Annotated in this window: 12 protein-coding genes; 5 read left to right on the plus strand and 7 right to left on the minus strand. The window is 72.5% G+C overall.

The window, feature by feature from the left end:
• Positions 1-3: 3 nt before the first annotated feature.
• Entirely contained in the window at positions 4-2,898 is a 2,895-nt protein-coding gene (locus tag H576_RS0108540) for a helix-turn-helix domain-containing protein (RefSeq protein ID WP_029150595.1), read from the minus strand.
• A 373-nt stretch (positions 2,899-3,271) separates the two neighbouring features.
• Here H576_RS0108540 and H576_RS15000 point away from each other — a divergent pair, with 373 nt between their 5' ends.
• Genes H576_RS15000 through H576_RS15010 form a run of 3 tightly spaced genes read left to right on the plus strand, consistent with a single transcriptional unit; the run spans position 3,272 to position 8,939 of the window.
• Entirely contained in the window at positions 3,272-6,541 is a 3,270-nt protein-coding gene (locus tag H576_RS15000) for a SpaA isopeptide-forming pilin-related protein (RefSeq protein ID WP_051172468.1), read from the plus strand.
• A 53-nt stretch (positions 6,542-6,594) separates the two neighbouring features.
• The gene (locus tag H576_RS15005) at positions 6,595-8,046 is read left to right on the plus strand and encodes a SpaH/EbpB family LPXTG-anchored major pilin (protein WP_051172470.1); all 1,452 of its coding nucleotides are present in this window, start codon (positions 6,595-6,597) and stop codon (positions 8,044-8,046) included.
• The gene (locus H576_RS15010) at positions 8,043-8,939 is read left to right on the plus strand and encodes a class C sortase (protein ID WP_156888181.1); all 897 of its coding nucleotides are present in this window, start codon (positions 8,043-8,045) and stop codon (positions 8,937-8,939) included. The genes H576_RS15005 and H576_RS15010 overlap by 4 nt, the downstream gene beginning before the upstream one ends.
• A 10-nt stretch (positions 8,940-8,949) precedes the next feature.
• Here H576_RS15010 and H576_RS0108560 read toward each other — a convergent pair whose 3' ends face one another.
• From H576_RS0108560 to H576_RS0108575, 4 genes are all read right to left on the minus strand, one after another.
• Positions 8,950-9,675: a fumarylacetoacetate hydrolase family protein gene (locus H576_RS0108560; RefSeq protein ID WP_029150596.1), complete on the minus strand. Its 726-nt coding sequence runs from the start codon at positions 9,673-9,675 to the stop codon at positions 8,950-8,952.
• Positions 9,672-11,060 carry an MFS transporter gene (locus H576_RS0108565; RefSeq protein ID WP_029150597.1) on the minus strand — a complete coding sequence of 463 codons (1,389 nt, stop codon included), beginning with the start codon at positions 11,058-11,060 and terminating at the stop codon, positions 9,672-9,674. Before H576_RS0108565 ends, H576_RS0108560 begins: the two co-directional genes overlap by 4 nt.
• Before the next feature lie 107 nt (positions 11,061-11,167).
• On the minus strand, positions 11,168-11,941 hold the full coding sequence (locus H576_RS0108570) for an IclR family transcriptional regulator (RefSeq protein ID WP_029150598.1): 774 nt from the start codon (positions 11,939-11,941) through the stop codon (positions 11,168-11,170).
• A gap of 3 nt (positions 11,942-11,944) precedes the next feature.
• Positions 11,945-13,018: a D-2-hydroxyacid dehydrogenase gene (locus tag H576_RS0108575; protein WP_029150599.1), complete on the minus strand. Its 1,074-nt coding sequence runs from the start codon at positions 13,016-13,018 to the stop codon at positions 11,945-11,947.
• A gap of 61 nt (positions 13,019-13,079) precedes the next feature.
• Here H576_RS0108575 and H576_RS0108580 point away from each other — a divergent pair, with 61 nt between their 5' ends.
• Positions 13,080-13,967, plus strand: a complete 888-nt coding sequence (locus H576_RS0108580) for an NAD(P)-dependent oxidoreductase (RefSeq protein WP_029150600.1) — start codon at positions 13,080-13,082, stop codon at positions 13,965-13,967.
• A 30-nt stretch (positions 13,968-13,997) separates the two neighbouring features.
• On the opposite strand, the gene H576_RS0108585 is transcribed toward H576_RS0108580, so the two are convergent.
• Both H576_RS0108585 and H576_RS0108590 read right to left on the minus strand, forming a co-directional pair.
• The gene (locus tag H576_RS0108585; RefSeq protein ID WP_029150601.1) at positions 13,998-14,804 is read right to left on the minus strand and encodes an arginase family protein; all 807 of its coding nucleotides are present in this window, start codon (positions 14,802-14,804) and stop codon (positions 13,998-14,000) included.
• A 64-nt stretch (positions 14,805-14,868) separates the two neighbouring features.
• Positions 14,869-15,603, minus strand: coding sequence for a PspA/IM30 family protein (locus H576_RS0108590; protein ID WP_029150602.1), 735 nt, complete (start codon positions 15,601-15,603; stop codon positions 14,869-14,871).
• A 296-nt stretch (positions 15,604-15,899) separates the two neighbouring features.
• Between H576_RS0108590 and H576_RS16370 the strand changes: the two genes are divergently transcribed.
• A partial coding sequence (locus tag H576_RS16370) for a helix-turn-helix domain-containing protein (RefSeq protein WP_156888182.1) occupies positions 15,900-16,144 on the plus strand: 245 nt, incomplete at its 3' end.

Consider the following 16,144-nt stretch of genomic DNA (forward strand, 5'->3'; position numbering starts at 1 on the left):
CGATCACGTCGGGCAGTCCGTCTCCCGCATGAGGCGGCGCAGCGCGGAGCGCGACCCGACGTCGAGCTTCCGCAGCACGTTGTGCACGTGGAACTCGACGGTGCGCACCGAGATGAACAGCTCGTCGGCGATCTCGCGGTTGCTGAAGCCGTCGTTGACCAGCGACGCGATCTGGAGCTCCCTCCGCGTGAGCAGCTCGACGATCGCGGGCGGCAGGGACACGGGCGTCGCGGCGCCGCCGCGGGCGCCGGAGGCGGGGGACGCGGCGGCGCCGCCAGTCGACGCGACGTCTCGGGCTTCGGCGGCGAGGCGTCCGAGCCCGGCGCGCTCGAACTCTTGCGCCGCCTCGACGGCGAGCTCCCTGGCGCGCAGCACGGCCGGCGACGATGCGTCGCCGGCCTCCGCGCGGAGGCGCGCCGCCGCGTCGAGCGCGGCGATCGACCGGTAGAGGCGGAGCCCGCCGCCCGCTGCCCCGCCCTCGGGCGCGCAGATCGGCTCGAGCGCGTCGAAGCCGTCGACGGCGGCGAGGAGGTGCGCGGCCGCGGCAGCCCCGTCGCCGTCGCCCGCGGACACCCACGCCCGCGCGTAGCGGACGAGCGCGGCACAGGCGCGTTCGTCGTATCGGCGCGCCGGATCCTCGATGCGGCGGACGAGCGCCGGCAGTGCGTCGTGGCGCCCCGTCGCGGCGAGGGAGCGGGCCAGGAGCATCGTCGCGGGGAGCCCGACGATCCACCAGCCGATCCGGTTCTCGTCGATCGCCCGGAGGTGGCGCACCGTCTCGTCGTGGTCTCCGTCGCGGAAGGCCCACCACCCGCGGGCCAGGGAGGCGGTGGCGCCGACCACGGGCGCGGCGGAGAAGCGGGTCGGCGCGGCGTCGATGCGGTCGAGGTGAGCCGCGGCCGCCTCCGTGTCGCCCTTGACGGCCGAGACCAGCGCGGCGACGGCGTAGGTGAAGAGCGCGTCGGGCCCGTCCGAGTCCATCAGCGTGTTCGAGAGGGCGAGCGTCGCCGCCCGCTCGGCCTCGCCGAGCTCGCCGGCCGCGAACCGGACGAGCGCGAGCTCGGTCTGCGCGTGCGCCCGGAGCCGGGGCTCGGCGGGGGCGGCGGCCGCGAGGCTCAGCTGCTCGTACCCCTCGCGCATGCTCCCGCGCCGCTGGAGCACGGCCCCCGCGATCGTGCGGACGCCCTGCTGGATGAACCCGGCGGACGGGTACTCGGCGATCCGATCGGCGAGGGACGTCATCTCGGGCGGCGCCGCGCTCGCCGCGGATCCGCGGGCCGCGCCGAACGCCGACCAGTACCGCAGGACCCCCGCGAGCCCCAGGAGCTCGCCCGTGCCGGCCGCGCCCTGCGCGCCCGCGTCGCCCGGCGCCTCGGCCATGCGATCGAGCGCGTCCGCGAGCGCGGCCGAGGCGCGCTTCCCGACCTCGATGTCGCCGAGCCAGAACGCGGATCGCGCGGCGAGCGACGCCGCAGCCGCGAGAACGAGGGCCCCTCCGGCGGACGACGGGGCGCCCACGACGCCGTCGATGAGGGCGAACGCGCGGGTGAGCGAGCGATCTTCGATCGCGAGGAGGGCCGAGATCGCGACCCGGATGGCCGGCTCCGCTGACGCGACGGCGTCGGCGTCGAGCCGGGCGAGCAGGGCGAGCCTGTCTGCCGCCACCGCCGCCCGTATCGCGGCGACGACCGGCTCGGGCGACGTCGTGATCGCCGCCGCCGCGCCGAACCAGCCGAAGGCGGCCGAGAAGTGCCCGTCGTGCGCGTCGGAGGCGCCCACCTGCATGAGGTCGTCGACGAGCGCCGCGGATGTCTCGGGGCTGGGGGAGCGCCCGAGGATCGCGAGGCGGTGGGGCAGCCGCTGCTTCCGCGTTCCGACCGTCGCGAGCGCCTGGTGGAGGGCGGAGCGCCGGCTGCGCGCCGTCGCGAGCCGGATCGCGCTCGACGCGGCGCGGTGGACGGGGCGGACGCGGGCGTCGCCCGCGAAGGCCACGAGGCCCGTCGCGCGCAGCTCCCAGGCGTCCACGAGTGCGAGGCCCTCTGCCTCCAGCTCGTCGTCGATGAAGGTGAACGGCAGGGCGCGATCGGCGAACCCGAGGAGCTCGAGCGCGGCGCGGACCGAGGGGCTCTCGGCGGCGAGGGCGTCGGCCGTCGCGGCCTCGAAGCGCCGCGATCGCTGCGACGTCCCGTCGTCGAGCGCCTCGAGAGCGGCGTCGAGGCTGCGCCGTCCCGGCGCGGCCGACACGAGGTGGTCGAGCGCGATGTCGACGTGCAGGGGGGAGCCGCCCGTCGCGTCGTGGAGCCGGCCCGCGAGCCCGCGCGGGGCGGGCACGCCCAGGCGCGCGCTCGCGAGGGCCCGGACGGCGTCCTCGTCGAGCGGGCCGAGCGAGAGGTGCGCGCCGTGGAACCCCGTCGCGGAGAAGCGCTTGACGCGCTCGAAGAGCGGGGAAGATCCCGTGCGTGCCGTGGCGATGAAGAGGGCGCGGGCCGACTGGTAGTTCTCGGCGACCCGCCAGATCGCCTCGGAGGTCTCGTCGTCGATCCACTGCAGGTCCTCGAGCACGAGGCAGGTGGCGATCGCCTCGCTGTTGAAGGCCTCGATGAGCCGGGAGAGGGGATCGCCCGCCGAGACGGGCGCGTCGATCGCCGACACGATGCGCTCGGCGACGATGCCGGGCTTCGCGCGGTCGCCGTCGAGGCACGGCACCACGATCACGCGCCACTGCGGGTCGGCCATGAGCTCCCACGCGAGGTTCCGCGCGAGCGCCGACTTGCCGATGCCCGGCGGCCCCTCGATCGTGATCGCCTGGGCGCGGAACTCGAGGGCGGAGGCGAAACGCGACCTGGCGCGCTCGAGTTCGAGATCGCGCCCGAACAGATTCTGTGAAGAGGACGACATGGGCAAAAAGCTCCCCGCAGTTGCCGGGGCGGAACCCTCAAAAGAACTCTGACGGTTTACGAGCCGGTTGTCTTGTCGCCGGGTCAGGCACAACTCCCCCCGGGTGCACCGAATTGACGCGATAAGGATACCTCATGGGTCGATCCGCCGGTGCTTTCTGCCCGTGGATTGCACGAGGTGAGGTCGCGGGCCACTGGGAGTTCCGCGTGGTCTCCACGGGGGTTTCCCTCTCGCCCCCGATCGCGCCCCTCTCGCGCCGTAGCGTCGCGGTCGGCGAACGGGACGGGTCTGTCGGATCTGCCCGGTCTCTGCGCCGCCACAGCACCTGCGGCGCCGTCATCGGACAGGGAGTGACCCAATGAAGAAGAGAGCTGTGAGCTCGCGTGCGGGCATCGTCGCCGCCGCGGCCGCGATGATCCTCGCGATCGTCGGGCTCCCCGCGACGCCCCTCGGCGCCGCGGACGCCGCGACGGCCGCCGTTCCGACGCCCTCGTCCTCGCAGTCGGTCGTCACCGTCAAGGTGGGCGGCGATCGCACGGGCGGAACCAGCGTCGCGGGCCTCGCGGGCGTCGTCCTGCACCTCGAGCGGGGCTCCGCCTCCGCGCCGAACGGCACGCGCCCGGACGGCGTCGCCGGCGACGGCGCGGGGTGGGCGCGCTGCGTCTCCGACAGCGCGGGCGACTGCAGCTTCGTCGTGCCGAACACGAACGGCGGCGGCGCGAACCGCAACGCGCAGTTCTGGGTGACGCAGGAGAGCGCCCCGGCGGGCTGGTTCCTCAACGACGCGATCCGCACGGGCGACGGCAGCGGCGCGAACTCCGAGAGCACCGCCTACCGGTTCCGCACTCCGGAGCTCACCGCCCGCAGCACCTACAGCAGCACGTCGACCGTCGGATTCATGCTCACGACGTCCCCGACGGCGAGCACCGACACCGCCGCGACCCGGACGGCGTCCGGCGGCACGTGGCAGGTCTCGCGAGCGAACCCCGAGCTGCCCCTCGCCTGCGGCCTCGACGTGGCCCTCGTGCTCGACCTGTCGAACTCCGTCTCGAACAACGGAGACTTGGACGCCCTCAAGGGCCAGGCCAGCACCCTCGTGGACGCGCTCGTCGGGACGCCGTCGCGCATGTCGCTGTTCAGCTTCGGCTCGTACTCGCCGGCTCTGACGTCGCAGGCGAACGTCCCGCAGCTCACGTCGGTCTCGACGCAGGCCGGAGCCGACGCCTTCAAGTCGAGCTACCGGAACTGGGTCACCCCGACGCTCGCCGGCCAGGCGATCCGCGGCGGCACGAACTGGGACCAGGGCCTCTACGTCCCGGCCGTCGCCGCGGGCGCGCCCGGCGCGACGGGCCACTACGACGTCGCGATCGTCATCACCGACGGCAACCCGACGATGTACGGGCCGAACCCGACGAGCGGCGACTCGTCCGTGAGCGGCAGCGGCAACTTCACGCGCGACCGCGAGGTCGAGAACGCCGTCTTCTCGGCGAACGCGCTCAAGGCGAAGGGCACCCGCGTGCTCGCGGTGGGCGTCGGCACGGGGATCACGGATCCCACGACGGCCCGCAACCTGCAGGCGCTCTCGGGCCCCGTGAGGTACGACCCCGCGCAGGGCAACGCCCTCGACGCCGACTACTACCAGATCGCCGACGTCAGCGACGCGGGCGCCGCCCTGCGGTCGCTCATCGAGCAGCAGTGCGCCTCGTCGCTCAACGTCACGAAGATGCTCGTCCCGAGCGACGCCGCCGACGGCGACGTCTCGGGCGCCGTCCCTGCCGGGGCGGGCTGGTCGTTCACGGCCTCGAGCGACGACGCCGGCACGATCGAGGATCCCGCGACGCGGACCACGATCGACGACGGGACGGGCACGGTCTCGTTCCCCCTGAGCATGAGCGACGGAGCCGACGAGCGGATCGAGATCCGCGAGGCCCAGCACGACGGGTACGCGTTCGTCTCGGCCCAGTGCTCCGTTCGGTCCGAGGGATCCGACGCCCCGCGCGACATCACGGTGCTCGCGGACGACCTCGCGAACCCCGGATTCTCCCTCACCGTCGAGGCCGGCGAGCAGGTGAACTGCACCGTGTACAACACCGAGGACCGCCACCCCGCCGACGTGCAGGTCGACAAGACCTGGGTCGTCAACGGGACCGAGTACGCGAACGGCGACCAGCCCGACGCGCTCCGCGCCGAGCTGGCGCTGACGAGCAGCGGATCCGACGCCGCGAAGCCGCAGGACTGGGCGACGATCCGCGACGGCTACGAGGTCGGCGACGACGTCGGGATCGGCGAGGCGATGTCGTTCGGCGACATGCAGCGCTGCGAGCTCGTCGAGGCGACCATCGTCGAGGTGAACGGCGACGCGGTCTCCCTCGACATGGCGTACGCCGTCGACGCGGCGCCGGCCGACGACGCGCTCACCCGGATCGCCCTCGACCAGGAGCACAACACGATCGTCGTGCGCAACGAGATCACCTGCACGAGCGAGCTGACGCTCGTGAAGCAGGTCGAGGGCGGAAGCGCCGACCCGACCGACTGGACGCTCGACGCGATCGCGCCGAGCGGCGCCGCGGCCGGCCCTCGTGGGGCGACGGGATCGCCCGAGGCGACGGGCGTCGTGACCGCCGACGCGACCTACGCGCTCGCCGAGTCGGGCGGCGACCCCCGCTACGCGCAGGTCGACGAGCGGGCGCGCCCACTCGCGCTCCCCGACTCGACGGGAAGCTGGCAGTGCGTCCTCGTCGACGCCGACGGAGCCGTCATCTCCGACGTGATCGACGGCGCCGACGGCGGCGCGACGGTGCCGCTCGGCCAGGCGATGCGCTGCACCGCCGTGAACCAGACCGCGTCGATCACGCTCCTCAAGCACGTCGTCGACCCGATCGACGGCGGCGACACGGCCTCCGACTGGAGCCTCACGGCGAGCCCCGCCGAGGGCGTCTCGGGCCTCGAGGCGAGCGTCGTCACGGGCGCCGAGGAGGACGTCGACGGCGCGAGCACCGTGAACGTGCGGCCCGACCACACCTACACGGTCTCCGAGGACGGCCCCGCCGGATACCGGCCGACCCTGCAGGTGCTCACGGGCGACGACCCGCACTCCGACGCGTCGTGGGAGGAGGCGCCCGACGCCGATCCCGACGCCGAGGGCGTGCAGATCTCCGTCGCGGCCCTCGACCACGAGACGTACCGTCTCGTCAACGAGCGGATGACGGGATCGATCGCCTGGAGCAAGGCCGTCTCGGGAACCGTCGGCGACGGATCGCCGGCGGGCAGCCCGCTCGCGGGATCGACCTGGCAGATCACGGGACCCGGCTACCCGGCCGACGCCCCGCTCGTCGTGGAGGACGCCGACCTGAGCGGCTCGTTCCTCGTCGACGGCCTCGACTGGGGCGAGTACACCGTCACCGAGACGGCCGCCCCCGTGGGATACGTGCTCGCGGATCCCGCCCCGTCCTTCACAGCTGTGATCAGCGGCGCCGCGCTGGACTTCGTCCTCGATTCCCCCGTCGAGAACCCCCAGCGGCAGATCATCCTGCCCGACGCCGGGGGGACGGGCTCCTGGCCCTACCTGGCCGGCGGCGCCCTGATCCTCCTCGTCGGAATCGGCGTGTGGGCCCTGTCCGCCCGCCGCGCCCGGCGCCCCTGACCCCCGTCCCCACCAGCCCCACACCAGAACCCCCCTGAGAGAAGAGAAACCGCATGTCCCCGAACACGCTCCGATCCGCGCTGCGCGGCGCGGCGGCGCTCACGGTCGCCGCCCTGGCGACCCTGGGCCTCGCGATGCCGGCCAGCGCGGCGACAGGACCCGGCAACATCGACCCCGATGAGACCGTCAGCCTCACCGTCCACAAGTACGTCCAGCCCGACGGCGAGCTCGGCGAGAACGACGGCCACGTCATCGACCCCGCCGACATGCCCGCCGGCGCCCAGGCACTCGAGGGGGTCGAGTTCACGATCCAGCGCGTCACGTCGGTCGATCTCCTGACGAACGCCGGATGGGAGCTCGCGCAGGATCTCGACGCGTCGTCGATCCCCGCCGACGCGCTCGGCGCGGAGATCAGCGGGACGACGGGCGCCGACGGCTCGGTGACCTTCGGCGACGACCAGGTCGAGATCGGCCTCTATCTCGTCCGCGAGACGGGATCGGGCGACAACCCGATCGTGCAGCCCGCGATCCCCTTCCTCGTCGCCCTGCCGCAGGCGGACGGCGACGGCGCCTGGAACTACGACGTGCACGTCTACCCCAAGAACGCGCTCAGCAGCGTGACGAAGGCCGTCGACGACAGCGACGCCGTCGTCCTCGGCGACACCGTCGACTGGACGATCACCTCGGCGGTGCCGCTCCTTCCCGAGGGCACCCACTACACCGACTACGCGATCTCGGACTCGCTCGACGAGCGCCTCGGCTACCAGGAGCTCGCGGTCTCGCTCGTCGACGGCGGCACCACGGCCCTCGAGGCGGGAACCCACTACGAGCTGACCGCCCCGGCGGCCGGCGAGACGGGTGAGGTCGTCGTGGCCTTCACCCCGGCGGGCCTCGCTCTCCTCGACGGCGCGGGAGCCTCGGCGCAGGTCGTCATCGATCTCTCGACGACGGTCCTCTCGCTCGGCGACGGCGTGATCCCGAACACCGCGACGGTGTTCATCAACGACCCCGACCGCACGAACGGCAACGACTCGAACGAGGTCGACACGAAGTGGGGCGCGCTGCGCATCCTCAAGTACGCCGAGGGCGACGAGTCGCGCACCCTCGAGGGCGCCGTCTTCTCGGTGTACGCCGTGGATCCCTCGACCTCGACCGACGCCTCGCCTGTCGTCGAGGGCCTCACGACCGACGCCGCGGGCGACGCGGTTACGGTTCTCCAGACCGGCCAGTCGGACACCCGCACCTACTGGGTCGTCGAGACCGAGGCGCCCGCGGGCTACGAGCTGAGCGACGAGCCGATCGCGGTCGAGGTGACCGCGGGCGCGGTCGCCGACGCCGTCGTCGTCAAGGTCGCCAACGCGCAGACCCCGGCGTTCCACCTGCCGCTCACGGGCGGATCCGGCACGGCCGGCCTCGTGATCGTCGGCCTCGCCATGGTCCTCGTCGGCGTCGTGGCGCTCACCGTGCGCTCGCGCCGCCGCGCCTCCGCGAGCATCGGCGCGTGACGCTGGCGCCTGAGGCGCCTCTCCGTCGCACCCGCCGTGGGGACGGTCCTTCGGGGCCGTCCCCACGGCGGCGTGCGGCCTTCGCCTCGCTCGCCCTGCTCGGGGTGCTCGTCATGCTCTACCCGACGATCGCCTCGTGGTTCTCGGCCGTCCGGTCGACGCACGTCGTCGAGGCCTACGTCGAGCAGAGCATGCGGATCGACCCCGCCGATCGGGCGGTGTCGCTCTCGGCCGCCGACGCGTACAACGCCGACGACGTCCGCGGCCTGATCGTCGACCCGTTCAGCAACACGGAGGGCGCGCAGTCGATGCCGCTCGACGACGCGGCGCGCGAGTACCTCGACGAGCTCGCCCTCGATCCGGACGGCGTGATGGGGCGCATCACGATTCCCGCGATCGGCGTCGACCTGCCGATCCGGCACGGCACCACCGATGACACCCTGCGCGAGGGGGTCGGGCACCTGTACGGGTCGTCTCTGCCCGTCGGCGGAGTCGGAACCCACGCCGTCCTGACGGGGCATTCGGGGATCCCCGACGCGACCCTGTTCACCGACATCTCGAAGCTCGAGCCGGGCGACGAGATCACGATCGACGTCCTCGACCGCGACCTCGTGTACCGCGTGACGGGCAGCGAGGTCGTCGACCCGACCGAGATCGGGGAGCTCGGGGTCGTCCCGGGAGAGGATCTCCTCACCCTCGTGACCTGCACCCCGATCGGGATCAACACGCACCGGCTGCTCGTGCACGCGGAGCGCGTCGACGACCCGGGCCCCGTCGCCCTGCCAGACGCCCCCGGCGTGCCGTTCCCGTGGTGGATCCCCGTCGTCCTCGCCGCCCTGGCGGCGTGGGGCCTCGTGGTGTTCCGTCCGCTCAGGCGCAGGAAGCGCGCCTGAGCGGACGGCGTCACACGAAGCGGTTGACGAGCGGGACGCCGGCGACGGTGATCTCGACCGTCGCCTCGGGCTCGATCGTGAAGCCCGAGAGCGGGGCGCCCGTCATGATGACGTCGCCGGGGCCGAGCTCGACCCAGTGCGCGACGTACGCGACGCACTGCGCGACCGATGCCGCCAGGTCGGCGGCGCCCGTCGCGACGCGCTCGACGCCGTCGATCGCGACGACGAGCGACGCGTCCTCGAGCGAGGCGTCGGTGTCGATCCACGGGCCCAGCGGGGTGTATCCCTCGCCTCCCTTGACCTCGAAGTTGCGCACGTCGGGGCGGTCGGGGCTCGACACGTCGTTGACGGCGGTGACGCCCAGCACGAACTCGTGCGCGTTCTCGGCCGTGACGCCCGCGGTCGGCTTGCCGATCACGACGGCGACCTCGCCCTCGATCACGACGCGGCCCGCGTCGCGGCGTGCCACGACGTCGACGCCGGAGGCCGTGACGGTGCGGGGGCTCTTGAGCCACGCGCCCGGCTCGCCGCCCGGCTCCGCGGGCTGTGCGATCCCGACCACGACGGTCGGGGTCGAGGCCGCGAGCGGGGTGCCCGCGACAGGCGAGCCGACGGGCTCGGGGGCGGATCCCGCGGCGAACGCGGCGTACGGGTCCGTGACGGGCTGCCAGAGGCCGTCCCCGGCGGGCGTCGCGTGGACGACGCCGGCCGGGGTCTCGATGCGCGCGAGGATCATCGGGCGTCCGCCTTCACGACGGTCACCAGGCCCGTGTCCTTCTCGTCCATCGACACGCGCACGGCGTCCTCGGTGCGGAGGAGGTCGCGGCTGCGCGTCTCGGGGACCAGGAAGGTCGACGCCGTCGTGATCGCGGCGAGCGTCGCGAGGTAGAGGCCCATGACGACCCAGTTGCCGTTCGTGAGCGTCAGGAGCCAGGTGCCGAGCACGCCCGCGAGGCCGCCGGCCAGCACGGCCGAGATCTCGCGCGCCATCGCGACGCCGAGGTAGCGGTGCTTGTTGCCGAACATCTCGGGCAGGAGCGCGCACTGCGGGCCGAGCATGGAGTTGACCGCGACGCCGATGCCGATCGCGATGACCGCGACCGTGAGGCCGGGGTTGCCGAGCGAGAGCATCCACCAGGCCGGGAAGGCGAAGAGGAGCGTGAACACGGCGCCGAAGCGGTAGACGGGGCGGCGGCCGACGCGGTCGGAGATCCAGCCGGTGAAGGGCACCGAGAAGATGCCGATGAGGGATCCGATCGTCACGCCCCAGGTCGCGATGCCGCGGTCGACGGGGTTCGCGATGAACGTGCCGGCGACGAACGCGAGCGACACGTTCTGGAAGATGTACGAGCCGCCGTTCTCGGCCATGCGCAGGCCGATGCCCGCGATGACGCCGGGCATGCCCTTCGTGAAGATGTCGTGGAACGGGCGGTCGACGACATCGTCGTTCTTCTCGAGCTCGACGAAGGTCGGGGTCTCGCGCAGGCGCATGCGGATGAAGATCGCGACGAGAATCAGCAGGAACGAGCAGAGGAACGGCACGCGCCAGCCCCACGAGAGGAACGCGTCCTCCGGCATGAGGGTGAGGGCCGAGAAGACGACGGCGGCGAGCAGCGTGCCCGCCTGGATGCCGATGAACGGCAGGGCGGCGAAGAAGCCGCGCTGCTTCACGGGCGCGTACTCGGCCATGAGCACCGTCGCCCCGGCCTGCTCGGCGCCGGCGCCGAGGCCCTGCAGGAGGCGCATCGCCACGAGCAGCCACGCGGCCCACGCGCCGACGGCCTCGTAGGTCGGCAGGAGGCCGATCGCGGTCGAGGCGCCGCCCATGAGGAGGATCGTGATGATCAGGACCCACTTGCGGCCGATCTTGTCGCCCATGGCGCCGAAGATCAGTCCGCCGAAGGGGCGGGCGACGAAGCCGACGCCGAAGACGGCGAACGCTCCGATGACGCCCATGGCCGGGTCGTCGGGGTTGAAGAACAGCTGGTTGAACACCAGCGCGGTCATGAGGCCGTAGAGCGCGAAGTCGAAGTACTCGAGCGCGCTGCCGACGCTCGAGGCCAGGGTGGCACGGCGGAGGTTCGCCGCGTATTCGGGGTCTTCGGCGGTGTTCAGCGTCATCGTCGATGTGCTCACGTCATCTCCCTTGATGAGACGCTCGCGCGGTGCGAGGCTGAGTCAGCGTACCAAATATGGAACGGTGTGCAACACGTTGGACGCAAAATGCGTCAGGCGCGCACCGCGAGGGGGTTCGTCAGAAGGTGCGCCGCCTCGATGAGGGCGGCCCCGACGCGGGCGATCCGCTCGTCGGTCGCGCCGTCGCTCGGCAGCGCCGCGCCCATCGCGAGGCGGGGGTCGCTCGGGCTCCACGCGGGGAGCGGGACGGCGACGCCCGTGATCCCGTCGAACGAGGATCCGCGGTCGACCGTGTAGCCGCGCTCGCGAGCCTCGGCGAGCAGCGGCAGGAGATCCCGCCGGCTGCGGACGCTGTGCGGCGTGATCCGGTCGAACGTCGCGCCCGCGAGAACCTCGTCGAGCTCCTCGCCCCCGAGCGCCGACAGCAGGGCGCGGCCCGTGCCGCTCTGGGTCACGGGGAGGCGGGAGCCGAGGGGCGTGCCGAGCCGGTGCGCGCCCGTGCCCTCATGGCGCGCGAGGTAGAGCATGTCGGATCCGTCGAGCATCGCGATCTGCACGACCTCGCGATGCAGGTCCTCACTCGCGGCGCAGATGGCGAAGAACTCGCGGACCTGGTTGAACTGCATCGCGAAGGCGCCGCCGAGCTCGGCCGTGCGCCGGCCGAGCCGGTAGCCGCGGGCGTCGCGCTCGATCATGCCGCCGTCCTCGAGCGATGTGCAGAGGTTGGCCGCAGACGACTTCGCGATGCCGACGACCCGCGCGAGCTCGCTCAGCGTCAGCGGCACACCCTCCGACTGCTCGAGGGCGGTCAGGATCTTCAGGGCGCGGCTGACGGCGGGCGCGGGATCGCGCGGGGTGTCGGTCATGCGTCAATAGAACTCGACGGTGTCGACGACGTTGCGCAGCGGCTCGCCGTCGAGGAAGCGCCGTGCGTTGTCGGCGAAGAGGCGCACGATGCGGGCGTCCTCCTGCGTCGACAGGGCCGCGGTGTGCGGGCTCACGAGCACGCGCGGGTGGCTCCAGAGGGGGCTGTCCTCGGGGAGCGGCTCGACCTCGAACACGTCGAGCGCCGCGTAGGAGACGCGGCCGTCCTCGAGGGCCGCGAGGAGGGCCTTCTCGTCGATCACGGTGCCACGGCCGACGTTCGAGACGATGACGCCGGGCTTCGCCCGCGACAGCAGGTCCTCGCCGAGGAGGTGCTCGGTCTGCTCGGTTCCGGGGAGCGTCACGACGATGGCGTCGACCTGCGACACCGCGTCGGGCATCTCCTCCATCCTCACGAGGCGGTCGACGCCCTCGACGGGGCGGCCCGAGCGGCTCGTGCCCCAGACCTCGGCGCCGAAGGCGTGGAAGCGCGTCGCTACGGCCTTGCCGATCCCGCCGAGCCCGATCACGAGGATCTTCATCTCGTCGAGGTGGCGCATCGTCCAGCGGTCGTCCCACTGCTTCGCGGCCTGCGCCTCCTGGAGGCGGGGGAGCTGCTTTGCGCCCGCGAGCACGCCGAAGACGGCGAACTCCGCGAGGGTCGATCCGTGCACGCCGGCGCTCGTCGTGAAGGCGACGCGCGAGAGCTCGTCGGCCGTGAGGCCGGCCGCCTTCACCTGGGCGCCTCCGCCCGCGGCCATGATGTGGACCCAGCGCAGCTTGGGGTTCGCCCGGACGGTGCGGGCGAGCGCCGCGGGGTCGGTGTCGGGGATCGAGAAGAGCACGTCGGCGTCGTCGACGAGCGCGTCGAAGCGCTCCTGCTCCTCGGCGGTGCGCTCGTGCGCGGGATCCCCGCCCCAGTCGGCCGGCCATCGCATCGGGCGGTACAGCTGGTGGTCGCGGACGACCTCGAGGCGAGGCTCGAGGCGTTCGATCTCGCGGCACAGATCCTCGGACAGATCTGCGGCGACGGCGACGCGCAGGCGAGCTGCGGCTTCGGTTGTGACATCCTCGGTCATGACATCCCCTTCGATGCGGCGGTCTTCCGCAAAGCATACACAGGTGTGTACGGTGTTCCATATGCTGAACAATGACGTTTCGCCCCGCGTGGGCATGATCGGGCTCGGCTCCATGGGCCGCCCCATGGCCGGCCACCTCGTCGAGGCCCACGGATCCCTCGCGATCACGGGCCGCACGCGCCGCTACGACGATCTCGAGGCCGCCGGCGCGACCTGGCACGAGAGCGCCCGCGACCTCGCCGCCGCGAGCGACGTCGTCGTCGCGATGCTCCCCGACCTGCCCGAGCTCGAACAGGTGCTCGCGGGCCCCGACGGGCTCCTCGCCGGCGCCGACCACGACATCCTCCTGCTGATCGGGTCGACGTCGTCGGCGATCGGGGTGCGCGAGCTCGCCGAGCGCCTCGAGCGCGAGACCGAGGGGCGCGTGCGCGTCGTCGACAGCCCCGTCTCGGGAGGCGAGGACGGCGCGACCGCCGGGACGCTGTCGATCATGCTCGGCGGATCCGAGGACGACGCGGCGCTCGCGGCGCGCGTGCTCGACGCCTGCGGCACGCCCGTGCGCCTCGGCCCGCTCGGCGCAGGCCAGGTCGCGAAGGCCTGCAACCAGCTCGTCGTCTCGTCGACCGCGATGGCGCTCGCCGAGGCCACCGTCATCGCGACCCGCAGCGGCATCGACCCCGCCCAGCTGTGGGACCTGCTCGGCGGCGGCTACGCCGGGTCGAACTTCCTCGCGAGCCGCCGCGACAAGCTCGTCGCCGCCGACTACTCGCCCTCGGGCGTCGCGAAGTACATGGTCAAGGACCTGCGGTTCGCGAACGACGCAGCCGAGGCCACGAGCACCAACGCGGTGCTCCTCCCGGCGCTCCGCGCGGCCTTCGACGAGCTCGTCGAGCGCGGGCTCGGCGACGACGACATCATCGTCACCCGCCGCCTCATCGAGGAGCGGTAGCGGGAGGCGCGGGCGCCCCGGCGCCCGCGCTCAGCCCCGGGCGAGCGCCCCGATGATCCGGAGGATCGTGCCCATGTCGTCGACGGCGGCCTCGGGCGAGCGCGGCGCGAAGCCCGCGACCGACGCGCCGACGAGCGGCAGCGCCTCGCGCAGCCCCGCGATCGCCTCGAGGAGCCCCGCCGCCGTCATGCCGAAGGGCTGAGCGTCGCTCACGCCGGCGAGCTCGGCCGGGTCGAGGACGTCGAGGTCGACGTGGACGTAGAGCCGGCTCGCGCCCGAGCGGCGGACCGCCTCGACGACCGTCCGATCGTCGGCGCGCACGAGGGGAGAGGCCCCGAGGAACTCCGCCTCGGCGTCGTCGAACGCGCGCGCCCCCGCGAGGATCACGCGCTCGGGCAGGATCCGCCCGGCCGGGATCTCGAGGCCCGCGGCGGGGGATCCGAGCACCGATCGCAGGGCCATGCCGCCGAACGCCCCCGACGGCGACGTCTCGGGCGTGTGCAGGTCGCCGTGCGCGTCGAACCAGACGACGGCGAGATCCTCGCCTGCGACGTGCTCGATGGCGGGGACCGCGACGCCGCAGTCGCCGCCGACCGTGACGACGCGCTCGCCGCGGGCGACCTCCAGCGCGTCGAGGATGTGCGATCGCACGCGCTGCAGCGTGCTCGCGCGGGCGACGCCCGTGCCGAGCGCCTCGCCCGCCTCGTAGGGGACCTCGACGCGCACGCACGCCGAGCTCGGGAGATCCCCCGAGATCGCGTCGGCGCCGTCGATGAGCGCCATCGCTCGGGTCGACGGGGATCCCTGCCACTGCGGTGCGACGACGAAGCGTGTCATGGGTCGATTGTGCCCCGGAAACGCGGAAGGCGCCGCCTGTCGGCGACGCCTTCCCCTCGGACTCTCACGCGGTGAGCGAACCGGCCGTTCCGCCCGACTTCAGCGCGGCGAGGCGCGCCTCGACCTCGGTCAGCTCGCCGACGTCCTCGAGCGACTCGAACTGCGCGTCGAGGCTCGACGCGGCCAGCTCGGCCTTGCCCGTGGCGAGCGCCTCCTGGCGGCGCACCTTCTCCTCGAAGCGGCCGAGCTCGCTCGTCGGGTCCATGACGTCGATGCTCTTGACCGCGTCGTGCACCTTGTTCTGCGCGTCCGCGACCTTCGCGCGGGCCGTGAGCTCGGACTGCTTGTTCTTGAGCTGCACGAGCTTCTGCTTCATGCCGTCGAGGCCGCTCTTCAGCTTGTCGACGACCTCGTTCTGCTGCGCGACCTGCGGCTCGGTCGACTTGACCTCGTTCTCGGCCGAGAGCTGGCGCTGCAGAGCCACCTTGGCGAGGTTGTCGAACTTGTCGGCGCCGGCGGCGTCGCCCGCGGCGCGCAGCTCGTCGCCCTTGCGGCTCGCGGCGAGGGCCTTGTTGCCCCACTCGGACGCGGTCTGACGGTCTTCTTCGACGTCGCGCTCCAGCAGGCGCAGCTGGCCGATGGTCTCGGCGATGGCCGACTCGGCGTCGGCGATGTTGTTCGTGTAGTCGCGCACGAGCTGCGCGATCATCTTCTCCGGATCCTCCGCCTGGTCGATCATCGAGTTGACGTTCGCACGGATGAGGTTCGAGATGCGGCCGAAGATGGACTGCTTGTTCATGTGAACAGGCCCTTTCGTTGGTGGGAGAACCGGGATCTGCGGGGGCGGTATCGAGTCTATGGACCGGGCCTATGCGCGGCCAGTGCTTTCTTCTGTTGGAGAAACACCGTCTAGGTGTGATGTCCGGGGAGGTTGTTACGGCGACACGACCCTGAGGAACTGAATCGGACTGGGTTTCGTTCCGACTGCTAGTCCTGTCTGTCATCTCGCAGGACTTCGGTGACAGTTCTGCATCAGGACATCGGTGACGCTTCTCAGGGTCTTGGTGGTGACACTTCGGCCGGTCGGATTGGTGTGTGACCCCGTCTGAGCCCGTTGATCCCCGTGTCCGTCTCGCCATCACGCAGTGGCCCGATGATGCCCCTCGCGGGGCGGTGAGAACGTTCTGCGCCGAGCACGGCATCTCCCGCAAGACGTTCTACGCGATCCGCAAGCGAGCCGTCGAGGAAGGACCGGCGGCGGCGCTCGAGCCGAAGTCGCGTCGCCCGAAGTCGAGCCCGTCGAAGCTGGGCGACGAGATCAAACAGCAGGCCATCGGCGT

The organism is Microbacterium indicum DSM 19969, assembly GCF_000422385.1.
In the GTDB taxonomy this organism is placed as follows: Bacteria; Actinomycetota; Actinomycetes; order Actinomycetales; family Microbacteriaceae; genus Microbacterium; species Microbacterium indicum.

Coding starts and splice junctions, on each gene's coding strand:
- H576_RS0108560 (WP_029150596.1), bottom strand. CDS start 9,675: ATGATCCTCGCGCGCATCGAGACCCCGGCCGGCGTCGTCCACGCGACG.
- H576_RS0108585 (WP_029150601.1), bottom strand. CDS start 14,804: ATGACACGCTTCGTCGTCGCACCGCAGTGGCAGGGATCCCCGTCGACC.
- H576_RS0108570 (WP_029150598.1), bottom strand. CDS start 11,941: ATGACCGACACCCCGCGCGATCCCGCGCCCGCCGTCAGCCGCGCCCTG.
- H576_RS0108580 (WP_029150600.1), top strand. CDS start 13,080: ATGCTGAACAATGACGTTTCGCCCCGCGTGGGCATGATCGGGCTCGGC.
- H576_RS0108575 (WP_029150599.1), bottom strand. CDS start 13,018: ATGACCGAGGATGTCACAACCGAAGCCGCAGCTCGCCTGCGCGTCGCC.
- H576_RS15005 (WP_051172470.1), top strand. CDS start 6,595: ATGTCCCCGAACACGCTCCGATCCGCGCTGCGCGGCGCGGCGGCGCTC.
- H576_RS0108565 (WP_029150597.1), bottom strand. CDS start 11,060: ATGACGCTGAACACCGCCGAAGACCCCGAATACGCGGCGAACCTCCGC.
- H576_RS0108540 (WP_029150595.1), bottom strand. CDS start 2,898: ATGTCGTCCTCTTCACAGAATCTGTTCGGGCGCGATCTCGAACTCGAG.
- H576_RS0108590 (WP_029150602.1), bottom strand. CDS start 15,603: ATGAACAAGCAGTCCATCTTCGGCCGCATCTCGAACCTCATCCGTGCG.